Annotated in this window: 19 protein-coding genes; 5 read left to right on the top strand and 14 right to left on the bottom strand. The window is 70.1% G+C overall.

Going from position 1 to position 19,576, the window contains the following annotated elements:
• Nucleotides 1-44: 44 nt before the first annotated feature.
• Nucleotides 45-845: a BRCT domain-containing protein gene (locus BM272_RS02665; RefSeq protein ID WP_159433002.1), complete on the bottom strand. Its 801-nt coding sequence runs from the start codon at nucleotides 843-845 to the stop codon at nucleotides 45-47.
• A 239-nt stretch (nucleotides 846-1,084) separates the two neighbouring features.
• Here BM272_RS02665 and BM272_RS02670 point away from each other — a divergent pair, with 239 nt between their 5' ends.
• The gene (locus BM272_RS02670) at nucleotides 1,085-1,366 is read left to right on the top strand and encodes a hypothetical protein (protein WP_159433003.1); all 282 of its coding nucleotides are present in this window, start codon (nucleotides 1,085-1,087) and stop codon (nucleotides 1,364-1,366) included.
• A 10-nt stretch (nucleotides 1,367-1,376) separates the two neighbouring features.
• On the opposite strand, the gene kdsB is transcribed toward BM272_RS02670, so the two are convergent.
• From kdsB to BM272_RS02710, 8 genes are read right to left on the bottom strand one after another with little or no spacing between them, the layout of a single operon-like run.
• A complete protein-coding gene (kdsB, locus tag BM272_RS02675; protein ID WP_093427188.1) occupies nucleotides 1,377-2,141 on the bottom strand; it encodes a 3-deoxy-manno-octulosonate cytidylyltransferase in 765 nt (254 codons plus the stop codon).
• Nucleotides 2,138-2,323, bottom strand: coding sequence for a Trm112 family protein (locus tag BM272_RS02680; protein ID WP_093427189.1), 186 nt, complete (start codon nucleotides 2,321-2,323; stop codon nucleotides 2,138-2,140). Before BM272_RS02680 ends, kdsB begins: the two co-directional genes overlap by 4 nt.
• Entirely contained in the window at nucleotides 2,316-3,296 is a 981-nt protein-coding gene (gene lpxK / locus BM272_RS02685; protein WP_240307984.1) for a tetraacyldisaccharide 4'-kinase, read from the bottom strand. The genes BM272_RS02680 and lpxK overlap by 8 nt, the downstream gene beginning before the upstream one ends.
• Nucleotides 3,296-4,408 carry a hypothetical protein gene (locus BM272_RS02690; RefSeq protein WP_093427191.1) on the bottom strand — a complete coding sequence of 371 codons (1,113 nt, stop codon included), beginning with the start codon at nucleotides 4,406-4,408 and terminating at the stop codon, nucleotides 3,296-3,298. The genes lpxK and BM272_RS02690 overlap by 1 nt, the downstream gene beginning before the upstream one ends.
• Complete coding sequence (gene msbA / locus BM272_RS02695) at nucleotides 4,401-6,113, bottom strand: lipid A export permease/ATP-binding protein MsbA (protein WP_093427192.1); 1,713 nt, start codon at nucleotides 6,111-6,113, stop codon at nucleotides 4,401-4,403. Before msbA ends, BM272_RS02690 begins: the two co-directional genes overlap by 8 nt.
• Before the next feature lie 32 nt (nucleotides 6,114-6,145).
• A complete protein-coding gene (locus BM272_RS02700) occupies nucleotides 6,146-6,577 on the bottom strand; it encodes an ExbD/TolR family protein (protein ID WP_205407728.1) in 432 nt (143 codons plus the stop codon).
• A complete protein-coding gene (locus BM272_RS02705) occupies nucleotides 6,574-7,203 on the bottom strand; it encodes a MotA/TolQ/ExbB proton channel family protein (protein WP_205407729.1) in 630 nt (209 codons plus the stop codon). The genes BM272_RS02700 and BM272_RS02705 overlap by 4 nt, the downstream gene beginning before the upstream one ends.
• 34 nt (nucleotides 7,204-7,237) lie before the next feature.
• The gene (locus BM272_RS02710) at nucleotides 7,238-9,526 is read right to left on the bottom strand and encodes a DNA internalization-related competence protein ComEC/Rec2 (RefSeq protein ID WP_093427194.1); all 2,289 of its coding nucleotides are present in this window, start codon (nucleotides 9,524-9,526) and stop codon (nucleotides 7,238-7,240) included.
• A 58-nt stretch (nucleotides 9,527-9,584) separates the two neighbouring features.
• Between BM272_RS02710 and BM272_RS02715 the strand changes: the two genes are divergently transcribed.
• Nucleotides 9,585-10,124, top strand: a complete 540-nt coding sequence (locus BM272_RS02715) for a DUF2062 domain-containing protein (RefSeq protein WP_093427195.1) — start codon at nucleotides 9,585-9,587, stop codon at nucleotides 10,122-10,124.
• A gap of 6 nt (nucleotides 10,125-10,130) precedes the next feature.
• Here the strand turns inward: BM272_RS02715 and lolD are convergent, their stop codons facing one another.
• The 4 genes from lolD to relA are packed head-to-tail and all read right to left on the bottom strand — an operon-like array spanning nucleotide 10,131 to nucleotide 15,035.
• Nucleotides 10,131-10,826 carry a lipoprotein-releasing ABC transporter ATP-binding protein LolD gene (gene lolD / locus BM272_RS02720; protein ID WP_093427196.1) on the bottom strand — a complete coding sequence of 232 codons (696 nt, stop codon included), beginning with the start codon at nucleotides 10,824-10,826 and terminating at the stop codon, nucleotides 10,131-10,133.
• Nucleotides 10,819-12,066 carry a lipoprotein-releasing ABC transporter permease subunit gene (locus BM272_RS02725; protein ID WP_093427197.1) on the bottom strand — a complete coding sequence of 416 codons (1,248 nt, stop codon included), beginning with the start codon at nucleotides 12,064-12,066 and terminating at the stop codon, nucleotides 10,819-10,821. Before BM272_RS02725 ends, lolD begins: the two co-directional genes overlap by 8 nt.
• Before the next feature lie 2 nt (nucleotides 12,067-12,068).
• Complete coding sequence (gene sfsA / locus BM272_RS02730) at nucleotides 12,069-12,785, bottom strand: DNA/RNA nuclease SfsA (RefSeq protein WP_205407730.1); 717 nt, start codon at nucleotides 12,783-12,785, stop codon at nucleotides 12,069-12,071.
• Nucleotides 12,786-12,821: 36 nt separating this feature from the next.
• On the bottom strand, nucleotides 12,822-15,035 hold the full coding sequence (gene relA, locus BM272_RS02735) for a GTP diphosphokinase (protein WP_093427198.1): 2,214 nt from the start codon (nucleotides 15,033-15,035) through the stop codon (nucleotides 12,822-12,824).
• Nucleotides 15,036-15,243: 208 nt separating this feature from the next.
• On the opposite strand from relA, the gene BM272_RS02740 reads away from it, so the two are divergent.
• The 3 genes from BM272_RS02740 to BM272_RS02750 all read left to right on the top strand — a co-directional run bounded on the left by BM272_RS02740 (nucleotide 15,244) and on the right by BM272_RS02750 (nucleotide 18,006).
• The gene (locus tag BM272_RS02740) at nucleotides 15,244-16,293 is read left to right on the top strand and encodes an agmatine deiminase family protein (protein ID WP_093427199.1); all 1,050 of its coding nucleotides are present in this window, start codon (nucleotides 15,244-15,246) and stop codon (nucleotides 16,291-16,293) included.
• A 46-nt stretch (nucleotides 16,294-16,339) separates the two neighbouring features.
• Nucleotides 16,340-17,236, top strand: a complete 897-nt coding sequence (locus BM272_RS02745; RefSeq protein ID WP_093427200.1) for a carbon-nitrogen hydrolase — start codon at nucleotides 16,340-16,342, stop codon at nucleotides 17,234-17,236.
• 62 nt (nucleotides 17,237-17,298) lie between these two features.
• Nucleotides 17,299-18,006, top strand: a complete 708-nt coding sequence (locus tag BM272_RS02750) for a rhodanese-like domain-containing protein (RefSeq protein WP_093427201.1) — start codon at nucleotides 17,299-17,301, stop codon at nucleotides 18,004-18,006.
• 53 nt (nucleotides 18,007-18,059) lie between these two features.
• Here the strand turns inward: BM272_RS02750 and BM272_RS02755 are convergent, their stop codons facing one another.
• Entirely contained in the window at nucleotides 18,060-19,421 is a 1,362-nt protein-coding gene (locus BM272_RS02755) for a sigma-54 interaction domain-containing protein (RefSeq protein WP_159433004.1), read from the bottom strand.
• Nucleotides 19,422-19,576: the final 155 nt, after the last annotated feature.

Raw genomic sequence — 19,576 nt, forward strand, 5'->3', positions numbered from 1 at the left:
CTCCCAGCACTGTTCGGTCGTGATGGTGTTCAAGCTTCCATCCTTTAGAGCTGGTCTATGGCCTGCCGCCACACGAACTCGGTCACCACCGGGATCTCGTACTCCATGGCCTTCTCTACCTTCCGGCCGAAGGTGCTGTAGGCCCAGTCGCGGCTGGCGATGTCCCCAACGACGACGAAGTCCACCTTCTTGCTGACGTTACCCGCCACTGCACCGCCCGCCTCCTTCGTCCGACGCTCGCAGTGGGACCGGGGGCCGCTGACGAACTGGCCCGTCAGGCACAGCCGGCTCCCGGAAACCGGGATCACCCCCTCCGTCACTTCCGGCTGCACCGGAAGCCCCCGGATGGCACCAGACTCTGCAGGGTTTCCTCCCACCAAGCGCTCCGCGACCCCCATGAGGTCCTGGCGCTCGAGCTCGCCGACGCAGCCAGCCCGCATGGCCTCCTCCACCCGATGACGGACTTCAGAAAGCGGCCAGTGGCTCCACTCCTCCGCACGGCGGGTCCAGAAGCGCAGCCGCTCCACCTCGTCATCCACCAGTGACTGGTCGGCCGTGATGCCTCGAAGTAGACCGATGAGTTCCGTGGTAATGGCATCCCGATTTTCGGACGCCCCTACCCGCCGCTCGCCTGCCTCCCGCATACGGGTGATGGCCTCGTCGATCTCCTGGAGTTCAGTCGAGGTGATCACCCCGTCGTGCAGGGCATCCTCCGTAACCTCCAGGAGCGCGGAGGCATCGGGATCGGACCGAAGGTAGGGGTTATCGCGGAGCCAGGTATCCAGCCAGAGAACCTCGTCATCCACTAGATAACCGTCCGCCTGGATGCCATCCAGGAATCCCATTAGCTCCCTCAGAGCCGCGTCGGTTCTGGATTCGGCGGGCATCATGACCTCCATGTCTTGCATAGACAGGCTGACTCTATCAGTCGAGCCTGATCACTTGAATCGTCCCCGGGAACGAGTTCGACGCGGCTTCATCCCTGCCGCCGGTGGGTTGGCCGCCGGCCAGGGACGCTCTATGCTCGGAATCAGTGAGACCCGGAGCCGGCATGTGCGGCAGGGGGCTGGTGCACAAGCGACCCATGAGTGAGTTCATGAGCGATGATAACGAGAAACAGGCCCGCGATCTCCTGGGCCGGACCGTCGACTACCGCGGCCGGACCTGCCGTGTGGTGGAGCTACTGGACGATCCCCCCGCCCTCATCCTTCAGGATGAGGGCAGCGGGACGGAGATGCAGGCCAACCAGCACGGTGAGGCCCATCGCCGGGTCCCGCGGAACTACACGGTGGCCCTCTATCACTACAATGCCGCGGGCGAGCGGGAGGTCCATCCGGATTTCCGCGCCCTCCAGGCCGCCGACTGACGGGTCGGCCCTACCCTCGACGCGCCAGGGCCGCCTCGGCCCGCGCCAGGTCGGCCTCGGTATCCACGCCGTGGCCCGGCGGCTCCAGGGCCTCGGCGACGTGGATCCGGTGGCCGTGATAGAGGACGCGCAGCTGCTCCAGCGCCTCGGCCTCCTCCAGCCGGCACTCCCCGTCCAGGGGATACTCCCGCAGAAAGCCGACACGGTAGGCATAGATCCCGACATGGCGGAGGAATTCACCGCGCTCCGGTAAGCGCCCGGCATCCTCGGCGAAGGCGTCGCGCTCCCAGGGGATGGGGGCCCGGCTGAAATAGAGCGCCCACCCCCGGGCATCGTGGACGACCTTGACCACGTGGGGGTCGTGGAGCTCTTCCGCCGAGCGGATCCGGGTGGCCAGGGTCGCCATCTCTCCCTCCGGGTGGGCGGCCAGGTCGGCGGCCACCTGGTGGATGATGGCCGGTGGCATCAGGGGCTCATCCCCCTGGAGATTCACTACCACGTCGTCGTCGTCCCAGTCGGCCTCGCGTGCCAGGATGACCAGGCGCTCCGTCCCCGAACGCAGGCGCGCCGGCGTCATCGCGGCGCGCCCGCCAAAGGCCTCCACCGTCCCCGCCACCCGTTCGTCATCGGTGGCCACGACGACCTCCGTCGCCCCGCTCTCGCTCGCCCGGTCCCAGACGTGCTGGACCAGGGGCCGACCGCCGAGATTGCGCAGCGGCTTGCCCGGCAGGCGGCTGGCATCATGGCGCGCCGGGATGACAACCCGGAATCTCATGCCGGATCCAGCTCGTCCGGGGTCAGCTTGCGGGCCTCGTCCTCCAGCATCACCGGGATCCCGTCCCGAACGGGAAAGGCGAGGCGCTCGGCCCGGCAGATGAGTTCGTCCCGCTCGCGGTCGTGGATCAACGGCCCCTTGCAGGTGGGACAGGCCAGGATATCCAGCAGGTGCTTATCCATGGTGTTTCGCCTCCAGGCGGTTGACGATGGCCTCGGCCAGGCCCGGCTCCGGTTCCGCGGTCACCGGCAGGAACCAGTGGCGCGGTTCCCCGGCGCGGGCGTGTTTCATGGCGTCCTTTTCGGTCATCAGCACGGGCTGGGAACCGGGGAAGTCGACGTCCCCCGGCTCGTAGTCGTGATGATCGGGGAAGGCGTGGGGTATCACGCGCAGTCCCTGCCTCCGCACGGTAACGAAGAAGCGCTCCGGATCCCCGATCCCGGCAACGGCGTGGACCTCGGGGCCCAGCTCCGCGGCCGGGCAGCTCTCGCCGGTGATCAGGTTCACCGGATCGCCGACCGCCAGGCGCATGCCCCGCTCGTCCTCGGAGAGAGGGGTCCCGTTGCAGACGCGGAAATCGACGGACCGACGCCGGCCCAGGGGTTCGCGCAGGGGACCGGCGGGCAGACAGCGGCCATTCCCGTAGCGGCGCCGTCCATCCAGGATCTCGATCTCGATATCCCGTTGAAGCCGGTAGTGTTGCAGGCCGTCGTCGGTGACCACGACATCCACCTCGGCATGGCGCACCAGTTCCCTGGCCGCCTCCAGCCGGTCCGGACCCACTGCCATGGGGCGCTGGGTCCGGCGTGCGATAAGCAGTGCCTCGTCCCCGACTACCACGGGGTCGGAATCGGGGCGGACCTGCTGCGGCCAGCTGGCCGCCTGCCCCCCGTAGCCGCGACTGACCACGCCGGGGGCGTAGCCGGCCTGGCGCAGGGCCTCCACCAGCCAGATGGTGAAGGGGGTCTTGCCGGTTCCCCCCACCGTGAGATTGCCCACCACGATAACCGGGACACCGGCGGCACCCGATGGCCGCAGCCGCGCCCGATAGGCCATCCGGCGCAGCATCGCCAGCCCGCACCAGAGCCATCCCAGCGGCGCCAGGGTCCGGCTGACGGCGTCGTCCCGCTCCCAGTAGGCCGGTCGAACCCTCACTACCACGCGTAGATCCTCTCCAGCAATCGATTCACGGCCGCATCCGCCTCCCGGCGGACGGCCCAGAAGTGGCGCCGGCAGGCGCTGCCCATCTCCCGCGCCGCCAGGGGGTCATCCAGCCAGCCCTGCCACGCCGCCAGCGCCGCCTCGTCACCGCTACCCACTACCGGGCAGGGGAGCGCCCCGGTGGCATCGGCGGGGAGCGAGACGGCCGAGGTCACCGGCCGATGCCCCGCCAGCGCCTGCCAGCGCGCCGCCGGGAGGTCCTCGAAGAGGTGGATCGACTCGGCCGAGACGGCCAGCGCCGGATTCCAGCGCGGGTCATCCACCACCATGAGGGTCCCTGCCGGCAGCGGCTTCCGATCCCAGTCGGCGAGCCGCGGCAGATGCGCGGGCACCTTCGCCCCGGGTGCCGGGCTGGCGAAGAGGACCCCCTGGGATGCCAGGGGGTGGGCACGCCAGGTCGCCTCCAGCCCTCGCCAGTCACTGACGCCGATGAACCAGGCCAGCCGGTCGCCACCCAGAAGGGCCGGCAGGACCGGCTCCACCTGGGCCTCGGCCAGCAGGGTCAGGGGATCGGCCGCGGGGGCGATATCCTCGGCCCGCCCCTGCCACGCATCGGCCGTGTCGCTATCCGCGGGCAGCGCCGCCTCTACCGAGGCACCCGCCGGCCCGGAGCGAACCGCCACCCGGTGGGATATCCCCTCCAGTGCCGGCGTCGGGGCCCTGCCCACCCCGATCACCCCGAGGGGCGCCAGCCGCTCGGCCACTCGGCCCTGGGCCCGTGGCACGGGGTCCGGGCCATAGCCCAGGGCCACCTTCTCCCGGGAGCAGCCCTCCAGCCGCTCCCGCAGAATGGCACGGTCCTCCTCCGGGTAGGTCAGCACCAGCCGCAGGTCCAGGCGGGACTGACGCAGGGCGCCCAGCAGGTCGGCGGCCAGGCGCAGATTATCCGCACCCTCTCCCGCCTGGATCCAGACCAGGGGGCTGCGCCCCTCCGGCGGGCGCAGCCGGCCCCGCCGTGCATGATAGCGCCGCCGGTTGTGCCGGAGGTCGGACCAGTCCGCGCGCCGGCGCTGCCAGAACCCGGCACTGCCCCGTCCGTCAGCCATCGAACTGCGCCTGGTGGAGATCCGCATAGGCGCCGCCGTGGGCCAGGAGTTCGGCGTGGGTCCCTGCCTCCACCAGCCGCCCCCGGTCCATGACCGCGATCCGGTCGGCCCGCTCGATGGTGGAGAGGCGATGGGCGATGACCACCGTGGTCCTATCCTCCATGAGCGCCTCCAGTGCCTTCCGGATGTGGCGCTCCGACTCGTTGTCCAGTGCCGAGGTAGCCTCGTCCAGGATGAGGATGGGCGCATCCTTGAGGATGGCGCGGGCGATGGCCACCCGCTGGCGCTGGCCGCCGGAGAGCAGCGCACCGTTCTCGCCGACCTCGGTATCCAGGCCGTCCGCGAGCTGGCCGGCGAAGTCGGTCACGTGGGCCAGCTCCGATGCCCGCTCCACGGCGGCCCGGTCCGCCCCCTCCCGGGCGTAGGCGATGTTCTCGGCCAGGGAGGCGTTGAAAAGCACTACATCCTGGCTGACCAGGGCGATCTGCTGGCGCAGGGATTTCAGTTCCAGTTCGGTCAGGTCGACGCCATCCAGACGCACTACGCCCTTCTGCGGGGAGTAGAAGCGCGGGATGAGGTTCACCAGAGTGGATTTACCGCCACCGGAACGGCCCACGATGGCCAGCGTCTCGCCCGAGGCGATTTGAAGGTCGATGCCGCGCAGAACCGGGGACTGGTCCTCGCCGTAGGCAAACCAGACCTGCTCGAAGTCGATGCGACCCTGGGCTCGCTCGATGCGGCGGGATCCGTCGTTGAGCTCCGGTGGGGTGTCCAGCAGGCCGAAGACGCTCTGGGAGGCGGCGATGCCCTGCTGCAGCACCGCATTGACCTTGGTCAGTCGCTTCACAGGCCCCAGCATCATGGCCATGGCCGCCATGAAGGACATGAAGGTCCCCACCGAGATCTCCTCGCGCATCCCCGGCAGGGTCGCGATGTAGACCACGGCGGCGATGGCGATGGCCACCAGGAACTGGATCACCGGTACGCTGATGGCGTTGGTGGCCTCCTTCTTGAGCTGCTGGCGGCGGTTGTTCTCGTTGACCTTGGCGAACTGGCGCGCCTCCTCCCCCTCACCGCCGAAGATCTTGATGACCCGCTGGCCACCCACCGCCTCGTCGGTGGCGCTGCTCACGTCCCCCATGGAGACCTGGATCCGGCGCGAAAGCTTGCGAAAGCGCTGACTGACGCTGCGCACGATGAGGGCGAAGAGCGGCCCCAGGACGAGGAAGACCAGAACGAGGCGCGGGCTGAGCCAGATCATCCAGCCCAGCAGCCCCAGCACCGTCAGCGAATCCTTGATGAGGACGGTAATGGCCTGACTGGCCGCCTTGGCCACCTGCTCCACGTCGTAGTTGAGCTTGGAGATGATCCCGCCGGTGGAGGAGGTATCGAAGAAGGGGATGGGAAGGCGGAGGAGGTGGCGGAACATCTCCCCCCGCAGGTCCCGGACGACGCTGCGCGCCACCCACTTGATGGCGTAGCTGGAGCCGAAATCGGCAAAGGCACGGATGATGGCTACGCCGATGATCAGCCAGGGCATCCAGGTCACCAGGGTCGGGTCCTCCTCCACGAAGGTCCCGTCCATGAGCGGCTTCATCAGGGCGGCGAAGCCGGTCTCCGTGGCCGCCATGATCACCATGGCCAGCACCCCGACCCCGAAGACCCGCCAGTAGGGCCAGGTATACCCCAGCAGCCGCTTGTACATCTCCAGCGGCCGATCTTCGGCCCGTCTCGTACTCACTCGTTCCCCTCCCCTGCCGGACGCCGTGTCGCCAGGGTGATGCGGCTGTAGCCGGCGTGGCGCGCAGCGTCCATGGCCCGCACCACCGCCTCGTGCGGCGTGGTGCGGTCGGCGCTGATGATGATCTGCGGCGACTCGCTATCCCCGGCCGCCTTCTCGATGGCGCGGCGGACCGTGGAACGCTGGTCATTGACCAGGGCATTGCGGTTGACGAAGTAGCGCCCCTGGGCGTCGATTCCCACCTCCACCACGGTGGACTGCGTCTCCAGCGCCTCACTGTCCGCCTCCGGGAGCTGCAGCGGGATCTGGGTATCCCGCTGGAAGCTGGTGGAGACCATGAAGAAGATCAACAGGAGGAAGACAATGTCGATGAGCGGCGTGAGATTGAGGTCGGGCTCCTCCCGTCGCCGCTGGGGCCGCAGGTTCACGCCGACGCCCCCTCCCCCGGCTCGCGCTCGCCGTGGATGACCTCCACCAGCTTCAGCGCCTCCTCCTCCATGCGCAGCACCAGCTCGTCCACGCGGCCGCGGAAGTAGCGGTAGAACATCAGGCTGGGAATGGCGATGGAGAGGCCGGTTGCCGTCGTGATGAGCGCCTCGGAGATCCCGCCGGCCAGCTCGGCCGGATCGCCCAGGCCGGCACTGGTGATGGTGGCGAAGACCTTGATCATCCCGATGACGGTGCCGAGGAGCCCCAGCAGCGGGGTAATGGAGGCGATGGTGCCCAGGGTATTGAGGAAGCGTTCCAGCTCCAGGACCACCTGGCGGCCCGCCTCCTCGATGCTCTCCTTCATCACCTCCCGCTCGTGGTGGAGGTTGACCAGGCCGGCGGCCAGGACCCGGCCCAGAGGCGACCCGGCACGCAGCTCGCTCAGGTGCTGGTTGTCGAGCTGCCCCTGGTTCTGCCAGTGCCAGACCCGCGCCACCAGCTGGGGCGGGACCACGCGCGAGGGCCGCAACGACCAGAAGCGCTCGGCGACGATGGCCACCGCCGCTACCGAACAGAGCAGCAGGGGCCACATGATCCAGCCACCGGAACGAATGAGTTCCAGCACCGCGCTACCTCCTTGCATCTGTAAACCCGCCACTCTACCAGAGCCACCCGCCCCCTGCAGCTGGCGTCCCGGCATGCCAGTGGCGCCGGTAAATCCGACGTTCGCGCTGCGGTCCCTCGAGGCCATCGCGACCGAGCCGGTAGGTCAGAGCGCCGTCGCGATCGGTCCGCGCCACGGGGATCCCGCGGGCCCGGTACCGCGCCATCACGCCGGCGTCCGGGTGGCCGTGGCGATTGTCGTACCCCACCGACAGCGCGGCCCGATCCGGCCGGGCGGCCTCCAGCAGCGCCGATGACGAGGAAGTGGTACTACCGTGATGGGGGACCAGCAGCCAGTCCACCGGGAACCAGTCCGCCCGCTCCAGGAGGTGCCGCTCGCCGGCCCGCCCCAGGTCGCCGGTGAAGAGCGCCGAGGTACCGCCCGCCTCCACCCGGAGGGCGCAGGAGGCCTCGTTACCCTCCCCGCGACCGGCCGCCAGCGCCAGCTCGACCCCGTCCCAGGACCAGCGGCCCTGCTCCGGACAGCGTTCGGCCTGGCTCAGATCCCCTGCCTCGCCGGCGACCACCCGGGCGACATCCACCGCCTCCCGCAGGCCCTCGGCGCCGCCGGCATGGTCCCGGTCACCGTGGCTCACCACCAGCAGATCCACCCGCTGGATGCCCCGGCTGGCCAGGTAGGGGGCGATGATCGCCCCGCCGGCTTCGAAGTCTCCGCCATAGTGCGGCCCGGTATCGTAGATCAGGGTGTGTTCCCGGGTCCGGACCACCGCGGCCAGCCCCTGCCCCACGTCCAGGATGGTGAGCCTGACCTCCCCGGCCTCGGGCCGGTGCGGCTGCCAGAAGAGGAGCGGCAGAAGGAGGACCAGGGCGGCCGGCCGCCCGGGCAGGCCGCGCGGTCCTGCCAGCCAGCCCAGACCCAGGGCGGCGGCAACCAGGGCCACGGCCGGCAGCGCCGCCCCGGTGAACTGCAGTGCCGGGATATCCGCCAGCGCCTCCAGCATCGGCCACGCCGTGGCGAGGAGGCCGTCCGCCAGCCCGAACAGGAAGGCGGACGCCGAGGGCCAGGAAACCAGCAGCACCATCCCGGCCAGTACCAGCGGGACCACGGCCAGCCCCACCAGCGGCACCATGACCAGATTGGCCACTGGGGCAGCCAGGGAGGCCTCGCCGAACAATCCCACCAGCAGCGGCACCAGGCCCAGGGAGACCACGAACTGGATCCGCAGGGCGTCCCGTACCGGCCCACCCCGCCGCAGCCGGCCATCCAGGGCGTAGAGGATCACCGCGACGGCGGCGAAGGAGAGCCAGAAACCCGGCGCCAGTACCGCCCGCGGATCCAGCAGGAGCACCAGCCAGGCCGCCGCTGCCAGGCCGTGGGCCGGGCGAGCGGGGCGATACCACCAGAGCAGTACCCCGGCGATAAGGAGCATCACCAGTGCCCGCTGCGTCGGGATGGCGAACCCCGCCAGGGCTGCATAGGCCGTTGCGGCGACACCGCCTGCGAGTACCGCCGCGCGCGGAGCGGAGAGGGCCGCTACCGCACCCGGCAGTCGGGGCCAGACCCGGCGGGTCGCACCCCAGGCGAGCCCGGCCACCAGCCCCACGTGAAGACCGGAGATGGCGACCAGGTGATTGGTCCCCGTGGCCAGCAGGGTCGACCACTCGGCATCCGTTATGCCGCGGCGGTCACCCAGGGCCAGGGCGCGGACGAGGCCGGGGTGCGCGGTGGTCGGCGGCAGGCTCGCCGTGAGCCGGGAGCCGAGATCGGCCCGAATCCGATCCACCGGGGCCGCTCCGGCCTCGTACCGGGCAACCGGCGCCGAGCGGACCCAGCCGGTCGCGGTGATGCCCTCGCGGTAGAGCCAGGCGGCGTAGTCGAAACCGCCGGGATTGGCGAAACGACGCGGCCGCTCGAGGCGGGCCGTGAGACCCAGCCGCTGGCCCGGGTGGAGGGCCGGCGGATCCCCGTACCAGTTGAGCCGGACGTGGCCGGCCACCGCCACGGGTCGGCCGCCCCGGGTGGCCCGCTCCACCCGGAGGCGAAAGCGGGTCCGGCGGCCGTCGCGCTCCGCCAGCCCGTCCACCTGCCCCACCAGGCGCACATCCGCGCCGGAGAGCGACGCGGGCATTGGCGGGGGCGTGGCTCCCTCCCAGAGGGACCAGCCGAAACCCGCCAGGGCCGCCAGCAGCGGCAGTCCGATGGCGCGCGGCAGCACCGGCACGAGCAGTCCGGGGAGGAGCCACCCGCTCCACCACGAGGGTAGCGCCGGGAGGAGGTGGACGGCCCCCACCCCGGCAATGAAGGCCAGCGTCCCTGCGATCATGGCCCTGCCCTGATATCATCCGTGACCGTTGAACGAGCCTACCACCGGCGGTCTCCGGATGCCCAAACACTTTCTCCGACGCCTGCTCCCCTCGCACGACCACGTCCGCGACCACCGGCACCTGCGCTGGCTGGGGGAGTGGCTGCACGACCCCAACCTGTTCCACCTCAATCGCCGTTCCGCCGCCGGGGGCGTGGCCACGGGGGTCTTCGTCGCCTTCATCCCGACCGTCGGACAGATGGCCATCGCCGCCCTCATCGCCATCTTCCTGCGGGTCAATCTGCCCCTGGCGGTGCTCTTCGTCTGGGTCTCCAACCCCATCACCATCCCGCCCATGGTCTATGCCGCCCTGCAGACCGGCAGCGCGGTACTGGGCCGCCCCATGCTCTCCGCCCCTTTCGAGCCCACCCTGGAATGGGTCCTCGCGGAGCTGGGCCATATCTGGGAGCCGCTGCTGGTGGGAGGGGCGGTCCTGGGGCTGGCGGCGGCCGCCGCCAGCTATCTCGTCATTCGGGGATTGTGGCGGCTCGCCGTGCTGCAGCACCTCCACCGGCGCCGGCAGCAGCGGCGCCAGCGCGAGGCCGGGGAACGACGCTAGCGGGGGCTAGGCGGCGTCGGAGAGGACGCCGTCCACCAGCTGCAGGGTCCGCCCCATGTGGGCCGCCATCTCCGGGTCATGGGTGACGACCACGAAGGCGGTCCCCAGCTCGCGATTGAGCTCCTCCATGAGCTCATGGATACGGGCGGCGGTCCGTCGATCGAGATTGCCGGTAGGCTCGTCCGCCAGTACGCAGCGTGGGTCGGTGACCAGGGCCCGGGCGATGGCCGCCCGCTGGCGCTCGCCGCCGGAGAGCTCCGCCGGCCGGTGCTCCAGCCGCTCCCCCAGGCCGGTCCGCTGCAGCATGGCCGTCGCGGCCTCGCGCGCCCGCCTGGGAGGCTCCCCCCGGATGAGCAGCGGCATGGCCACGTTCTCCAGGGCGGAGAACTCCGGCAGCAGGTGGTGGAACTGGTAGACGAAGCCCAGGACCCGGTTGCGCAGGCGGCCCCGCCCCGCCTCGTCCAGGGCGGAGAGGCGCTCGCCGGCCACCTCCACCTCGCCCGCCGTGGGCCGATCCAGGCCGCCCAGGAGATGGAGCAGGGTACTCTTGCCGGAGCCGGAGGAGCCGATGATGGCGACCCGCTCCCCCGGGGCAATGGCGAGGTCGACGCCGTCGAGGATGGTCAGCGGAGTGCGCGCCTCGGTGTAGCTGTGACACAGGCCGCGGGCGCGCAACACGGGCTCGGGACGGTTCTCACTCATAGCGCAGGGCCTCCGCCGGTCGCGTCCGCGCCGCCTGCCAGGCGGGGTAGAGGGTCGCCAGGGCACTCAGACCGAAGGAGACCCCGGCAATGGTCCCCACCTCGGACCAGCGCAGTTCGGAAGGCAGCTCGCTGATGTAGTAGACGCTGGCCGGCAGGAACTCCATGCCGAAGAACTCCTCCAGGCTCGGGACGATGACGTCGATGTTGGTCGCCACCGCGATCCCGGCCCCGGTCCCCAGCAGCGTCCCCACGGCGCCGATGACCGTCCCCTGGATGACGAAGATGGCCATGACGGTCCGCGGCGAGGCACCGAGAGTGCGCAGGATGGCGATATCCCCCTGCTTGTCGGTGACCATCATCACCAGGGTGGAGACGATGTTGAAGGCGGCGACCGCCACGATGAGCGAGAGGATGATGAACATCGCCGCCTTCTCGATCTTCAGTGCCCGGAAGAAGTTGGCATGGCGCCGCGTCCAGTCGGTGACCCAGTAGCCCGGCCCCAGCTCGGCCTCCAGCTCCGCCGCCCGCTCCGGGGCGTTGAAGAGTTCGTCCATGGTCATGCGCACCCCGGTCACCCGGTTACCCATGCGGTAGAGGGTCCGGGCATCCTCCAGGTGGATGTAGGCCAGGGCCGAGTCGTACTCGTGCATCCCCACCTCGAACACCCCGACCACACTGAACCGCTTGAGCCGGGGGACAAAGCCGGTGGGTCCCATGTTTGCACGGGGGGTGACCAGGACCACCGGATCCCCCACGGTGACCCCGAGCTGGCGGGCCATGCCCTCCCCCAGGACGATGCCGTACTCGCCGGCGGCCAGGTCCTCCAGTCGGCCGGACTGCATGCTCGCCCCCACCATGGAGATGGAGGCCTCCGCCTCCGGCAGGATGCCGTTGACCATACCGCCCTGGACGTAGCTGCGATGGGTGAACATCGCCTCGCCGCGCACGTAGGGGGCCGCGCCGTTCACCCCCGGCATGGCCTTGCCGCGCTCGGCCACCGCCCGCCAGTCGGCGAGACCGTCCCGACCACCCTGGACCTCCATGTGGGCGGTCATGCCGAGGATCCGCTCGCGAACCTCGTTCTGGAAGCCGTTCATCACCGAAAGCACCACGATGAGCGCCATGACGCCCAGGACGATCCCGGCCATGGAGGTCAGCGAGATGAAGGAGATGAAGCCGTTACGGCGCTTGGCGCGGGTGTAGCGCAGGCCGACGAAGAGCGGCAGGGGGCGGAACATGGTCAGGCGGCCTCCCCGGCCGTGCCGGCGTGCACCGGTACCGGCGTATCCAGGGTGATCCCCTCCAGGGTGATGGAGGCGCGCAGTGCCAGGGCCTCCACACCGCCGGCGACGGCGCGGCGCAGCGCCTCGCCGTAGGCGGGGTCGATATCGTCCGCCGGCCGCATGGACTCGGCATCCTCGCGCTGGATGCAGTAGAGGATCACGCCCCGGGCGCCATCGGCCACCGCGCGTGCCAGTTCGTCCAGGTGGCGGCTGCCCCGCTTGCTCACCGCATCCGGGAAGCTGGCGACGCCGGCCTCCGCGAGGGTGACGTTCTTCACCTCCACGAAGCAGGGGCGCTCGCCCCCCTCCAGGGCGAAATCGATGCGGCTCTCGCCCAGGGGGACCTCCGGGCGGATCACCGGGTAGCCGGCCAGCTCGGGTACCCGGCCGGTCTCGATGGCCTCGCGGACCAGGGCGTTGCTGCGGCTGGTGTTCACACCGATACGCGCGCCCTCCGGGGTCTCCGTGATCTCCCAGGTATGGCGGTAGCGGCGCCGGGGGTTGCCCGCATCGCGGAACCAGATCCGGCTGCCGGGCTCGGAACAGCCGCGCATGGAGCCGGTATTGGGGGTGTGGATGGTGAATTCCTCGCCATCGGGGCGGCGGACATCCGCCAGGAAGCGCTTGTAGCGCTGGAGCAGGATGCCTTCCTCCAGGGGGGTCTCGAACTCCACACCTTCTCCCGGTGCCATCAGAAAGGGGCGCACAGGCTACTGCACGCGCCGCTGGACTTCCAGCACGCCCCGGAGCTGTCCCAGGCGATTGAGAACCCGGCTGAGCTGGTCGGTATCGTGGACTGCCAGCCCCAGCTCCATCCGCGCGGTGCCGTCCTTCGCATCGCTGCGGGTCTGGACCGAGTCGACGTTGACCCGCTCATCGGCGAGCACAGTGGAGACGTCCCGCAGCAGTGCCGGCCGGTCGTAGGCGCGCAGGACCAGGGCCACGGGGTAACCCGCCGCCGCCCGTTCTCCCGCCCAGGCCACGTCCATGAGCCGATGGCGCTTGTCCTCGTCGAGGTTGAGGATGGAGGGACAGTCGCTGCGGTGGATGGTCACACCGCGCCCCTGGGTCACGTAACCGACGATATCGTCCCCGGGGGCGGGATTGCAGCAGCCGGCCATGCGCGTGACCAGGTTCCCCACCCCCTCGACCTCGATATCGTTGGCGCTGCCGGCCTGCCGCGGCGGCGTCCGGTGGCGGGGGCGAACGGGTTCGGTGGGCTCGGCCGGCGTCATGGGGTAGAGCTGGTGGACCGCCCGGGCCACCTGGAGGCTGGTGAGGTCTCCCCGCCCCACCGCGGCCAGCAGTTCCTCCACAGAGGCCTGCGCCAGCTCCCCGGCGAGAGTTTCCAGCCGCAGGTCGGGCACGCCCAGCCGGCGCAGCTCACGGTCCACCACGTTGCGACCATCGGCGACGTGGCGCTCCCGGTCCTGGTGCTTGAACCAGTGGCGGATGTGGGAGCGCGCCCGCGAGGTATGGACATAGCCGAGCTGCGGATTGAGCCAGTCCCGGCTCGGCGTGCCGCCCCGGGCGGTGAGGATGCTCACCTGTTCGCCGCTGACCAGGGGATAGTTCAGCGGCACCATGCGGCCGTTGACCCGTGCCCCGCGACAACGGTGCCCCACCTCGCTGTGGATGTGGTAGGCGAAGTCCACCGGCGTCGCCCCCTGCGGGAGGTCGATGATCTCCCCGGCCGGCGTCAGGACGTAGATCCGCTCCTGGAAGGCCTCGGACTTGAAGCGGTCGACGAAGTCGGAGGCGGAGGCCTCCTCGTCCTTCCACTCCAGGAGCTGGCGCAGCCAGGCGATCTTCTGCTCAAAGGCGAGTTCCCGCTGCCCGCCGCCCTCCTTGTAGCGCCAGTGGGCGGCGATGCCCAGCTCCGCCTGGCGATGCATGTCGCGGGTGCGGATCTGCACCTCCAGGGTACGTCCACTGGGCCCGACCACGGCGGTGTGGATGGACTGGTAGTTGTTCTCCTTGGGGGTCGCGATGTAGTCGTCGAACTCCCGCGGGATATGGCGCCACAGGGTGTGGACCACGCCCAGCGCGTGATAGCAGTCGGCGACGCTGTCCACCAGGATGCGCACCGCGCGCAGGTCGTAGAGCTGGTCGATGCCCACGCCCTTGCGCTGGAGCTTCCGCCAGATGCTGTAGATGTGCTTGGGCCGGCCGACCACCTCCCCGGCAATCCCGGCCTCGCCCAGCGCCCGCTCCAGGTCGCCCACGGCGGTCCGGATGAAGGCCTCGCGCTCCACCCGTCGCTCGTCCAGGGCCGCGGCGATCTCGTGGTACGCCTCCGGGTCCAGGTAGCGGAAGGCGCGGTCCTCCAGCTCCCACTTGATCTGCCAGATCCCCAGCCGATTGGCCAGCGGGGCGAAGACCTCCAGCGTCTCCCGGGCGATGCGGCGCTGCTTGTCGGCCGAGAGGTGCTCCAGGGTCCGGATGTTGTGCAGCCGGTCAGCGAGCTTGATGAGAACGACGCGGACATCCTCGGCCATGGCCAGCAGGAGTTTGCGCAGGCTCTCCGCCTGGGCGGCCTCGCGCTCGCTGATCCCGCCGGGCAGCGTCTCGATAAGGCGCATCTTGGTGACGCCATCCACCAGCCGTGCCACCCCCTCGCCGAACTCGGCCTCGAGGTCGGCGCGCTGGACGCCGCTGTCCTCCAGGACATCGTGGAGCAGTGCGGCCATCAGGGTCTCGGTATCCATCTGCAGCTCGGCGAGGATCCGCGCCACGGCGACCACGTGGTGGATGTACGGCTCCCCGGAGGCCCGCCACTGGCCGGCATGGGCCTCCTGAGCCCGGGCCAGGGCGGCGGCGAGACGCTCGCGATCCCCCGCACTGCGTCCCGCCGCCAGCTCGTCCAGCCAGGCGGGCTCGTCGGCGGTGGTGTCAGCGGGGCGCCGGGTTACCGTGGATACCATGGAGGTTCGCATCTCCGATTTTCTGACTCATGACCAGTGGACTCCGGCGTCCGGCGCCGGTTCCCCTACCTGTTAAGTCTAGTTAACCATACTCTCATCACCTAACCACGTGCCGCGCTTTCTTTTCGCAAAAAGGCCCACCGGCGCGCGGTTGTGCTACATCGAGGGATCTTTATAGTGGAATGCCCCTTCACCGCCGGAGGAATGCATGCCATCCCGGATGCTCCCCGAATGGACCGAGCAGGACGCCATTCTGCTCGCCTGGCCCCACGAGGCCAGCGCCTGGGCGCCCTGGATGGGCGCCATCGAGGCCACCTACCGCAACCTCGCCGCCGCCATCGCCCGTTTTCAACCGCTCGTGGTCCTCTGCCGAGATGGCGACCACGCCGCGGCGACCCGGGCACAGCTCACGCTGGCCGGCATCTCGCCGACCCGGTACCGGATCGCGGAACAGCCCTTCGACGATACCTGGGTTCGCGACTACGGCCCCCTGGCACGCGCCAGCGACGGCCAGGTGGAGCTTCTGGACTTCCGCTTCAACGGCTGGGGCGGTCGCCATACGGCGGAACGGGACGATGGGGTGAATGCCGGCCTGGCCGCCGCTGGCTGGTTCGCCACCCCCCTGCTGGAAGAGTCCCGCATCCTCGAGGGGGGTGCGGTGGAGACCGACGGCACCGGCACCCTCCTGCTCACCCGGCGTAGCCAGTTCTCCCCCGGCCGCAACGACGACCCCGACGAGGCCTCCGCCGAGGCCTGGCTCACCGAGAAACTGGGGGTCGACCGCGTGCTATGGCTGGAACACGGCGGCCTCAAGGGGGATGACACCGACGGCCACGTGGACACCCTCGTTCGCTTCGCCGACACCACCACGCTGATCCACCAGCACTGCGACGACCCCGACGACCCCCACTACGATCCCCTTTCGGCCCTGGCCGCGGAGCTGACCGAGCTGCGCACCGCCGACGACCAGCCCTACGCGCTCCACCCGCTCCCCTGGCCCCGACCGCAGTACGACGAACAGGGCGAGCGGCTGCCGGCAACCTACGCCAACTTCCTGCTGGTCAATGGCGGCGTCATCGCGCCGACCTACAACGACGCGGCGGATACCGAGGCGCTGGCCGTCCTCCAGCGCTGCTTCCCGGATCGCGAGGTGGTCGGCGTGGATGCGCGGACCCTGCTCCTCCAGGCGGGATCCGTCCACTGCGCCACCATGCAGCTCCCCCGGGGCGCGCTGACCCCCGAGCCCGGCGAGGACTGAAAAAACCCCGCTTGGAGCCGCGAGGACGGCGCGCTACCATCCGGTCATGGCAAACCATCAATGGCAGCTCGGACTGGTCCAGGGGACCGGCCACGACGACCCCGAGGCGGCCCTGGCCGCCATGGAGTCCGGGATCCGGGAGGCCGCCGGTCAGGGGGCCGACCTGGTCCTCCTCCCGGAGCTCCACAACGGCCCCTACTTCTGCCAGACCGAGGACCCGACGGTCTTCGACCGGGCCGAACCGGTGCCCGGCCCCACCACGCAGCGGCTGGGCAGGGTGGCGGCGGAGACGGGGACGGTCATCGTCGGCTCGGTCTTCGAGCACCGCGCCCCGGGGCTGGCCCACAACACCGCCGTGGTCCTGGACCGGGACGGCAGCCTCGCCGGCACCTACCGCAAGATGCACATCCCGGACGATCCCGGCTACTACGAGAAGTTCTACTTCACCCCCGGGGATACCGGTTTCCGGCCGGTGGAGACCTCCCTGGGGCGGCTCGGCGTCCTGGTCTGCTGGGACCAGTGGTTCCCCGAGGCGGCCCGGCTCATGGCCATGGCCGGGGCGGAGATCCTCCTCTACCCCACCGCCATCGGCAGCGACCCACGGGACGATGCCGCCGAACAGGCCCGCCAGATCGAGGCCTGGCAGACCGTTCAGCGCGGCCACGCCGTGGCCAACGGCCTGCCGCTGGCCGCCTGCAACCGGGTGGGCCACGAACCGGACCCCGCCGGCGGCCCCGGCATCGACTTCTGGGGCCGCAGCTTCGTCTGCGGCCCCCAGGGCGAATGGCTGGAGCAGCCGGGCGGGAGCTCCACCGGCGTCCGGGTCGTCCCGGTGAGCCGTCGCCGCAGCGAGGAGGTCCGCCGGATGTGGCCCTTCTTTCGTGACCGGAGAGTGGACGCCTACGCGGATCTGGTGAAACGCTGGCGGGACGATACGGTCTGAGGAGCCACGGGGAGAGAGCCGCCCCGTGCAGAGTCATCCAGGAAGATGAGAGGAGAATAACCATGAGAATCGGCAAACGAACCACGCACGCCCTGGCCCTGCTCGCGGGCCTCATCCTGGCCGGTGGCAGCCAGGCCCAGGACGGCCCCGCCCAAGCCATCGAGGCCGGGGGGGACGAGAATAGCGACCTCAAGGTCGGTATCACCCGGTACATCGGCGAGGTGGAGGTCACCCACGACGGCGAGAAGGTAACCATCCGCCGGAATCAGGATACCGAGAACACGGTGGACGAACGCTACGCCCTGACCTCCCGGGAGTGCCCGCCCTTCTGCATCCAGCCCGCCAGCCTCCACCCGGACGTGGAGACCATCGGCGAGCTGGAGGTCCTGAACTACCTCCAGCGCCGTTCCGAGGGGGACGATTCGGTCCTCGTCATCGACTCCCGCACCCCGGACTGGGTGGAACAGGGCACCATCCCCGGCTCGGTGAACATCCCCTGGACCGACCTCTCCCAGAGCCAGGGCGCCGATCCCTTCACCATCCACGACATCATGACCGGCCAGTTCAACGCCCAGGAGCAGGAGGGGCTCTGGGACTTCAGCAACGCCCGGACCCTGGTGCTCTTCTGTAACGGCCCCTGGTGCGGCCAGTCCCCGGCCAACATCCGGACCCTGCTGCGCTACGGCTACCCCGCCAACCGCATCAAGTGGTACCGGGGCGGCATGCAGAACTGGGAGAACCTGGGCCTGACCACGGTCCCGGGCAAGTAGAGCCGCAACCAGCGCCCCTCTCCCGCCGCCAGCCGGCGGCGGGTCTCACCCCCTCAGCCGGCGGCCGTGCCCGAGCGGGCACCATTCTCGCCGCGTAGCTGGCGCAGGTAACGATAGAGCGTGCGCTCGCTGATCCCCAGCTGCTCGGCCGCCTGGCCCCGGTGGCCATCGCACGCCCGCAGGGCCGCGCGCACGGCCTCCGCATCCACTCGGCCCCGGCGGCGCTCCAGCAACCGGTCCGTTTCAGCGGTCGCGGCAGCGGCCCGCGGGATATCGCTCCGCGTCCCTTCACCGGCAAAGAGGTGCTCCGGCCGCATGGGCCCGTCCCCGGCCAGAATGACCGCGCGCTCCAGGATATTCCGAAGCTCGCGGACGTTGCCGGGGTAGTCGTGGATGAGCAGCGTCTCCAGCAGCTCCGGCCCCAGGGGCAGAAAGCGATCCCCCCCCTCGATCCGGGAGAGAAAATGATCGGCCAGGGCCGGGATATCGTCCTTGCGCTCGGCGAGGTCCGGGACCTCCACCGGGAAGGCCGAGAGCCGGTAATAGAGGTCGGCGCGGAACTCTCCCGCCTCCACCATGGCGCCCAGGTCCCGGTTGGTGGCGGCGACCACCCGGACATCCACCCGCTGGTAGTCGTTGCCGCCGAGCCGCCGGATGGTCCCGGTCTCCAGGGCGCGCAGGAGCTTGGTCTGGAGCGCCAGGGGGAGTTCGCCGATCTCGTCGATGAACAGGGTGCCGCCGTGGGCGGTCTCGAAGAGCCCCTTCTTGCGCCCGGCGGCGCCGGTAAAGGCCCCCTTCTCGTGACCGAAGAGTTCGCTCTCGATGAGCGACTCCCCCAGCGTCCCGCAGTCCACCACGACGAAGGGGGCCTGGACCCGCTCGGAGTGCTGGTGGAGATAGTGGGCGACGCACTCCTTGCCCACCCCGCTGCCCCCCAGCAGGAGGACCGTGGTCCGTGTGGGCGCCACCCGCTGGAGCAGCCCCACCAGCCGCATGAGCGGACGGGACCGCCCGATGAGCGGCGTGGTCCGCTCCTCGGCCTCCGGCAGGGGCTGCACCACCTCGCCCATGTAGCGGATGTTGCCCGCCTCGTCATGAATGGGGCTAGCCTGGAGCCGGACGCGCTCCTCGTGGCCCTCGGCATCGTAGTGGACGTGGATCACCTGGACCGCCTGCCCCTCGCCGAAGACCGCTTCCAGGGGGCAGTGCTCGCCGTGGCGGCTGCAGGGCTGGTCGGACTGGTGGGAAACCTCGTGACAGCGCCGGCCGACTACCGCCTCCGGCGACCAGCCGAAGGCCTCGCTGTAGCGGCGATTGGCCGAGACGATCCGGTAATCGGAATCGATGATGACCAGGGGATCCGGCAGGATCTCGATGACCTGGTCGCAGCGGGGCTTGTCCCGTTCCTGTTCCATGGCTTCTCCTCCATTCTCCATCTCCGCGGCTCGGGCCGGATCCATCGTCCGACCCTTGTGATGAGGCCCTCGCAGGGCGCCCGCCAGGGGGGCCGGGCTTTTTATTACAGGCCGCACCACCTACTATGGCAGAAACCGTCAGATCGAGGGAGGGG

Source organism: Thiohalospira halophila DSM 15071 (assembly GCF_900112605.1).
Lineage (GTDB): Bacteria > Pseudomonadota > Gammaproteobacteria > Thiohalospirales > Thiohalospiraceae > Thiohalospira > Thiohalospira halophila.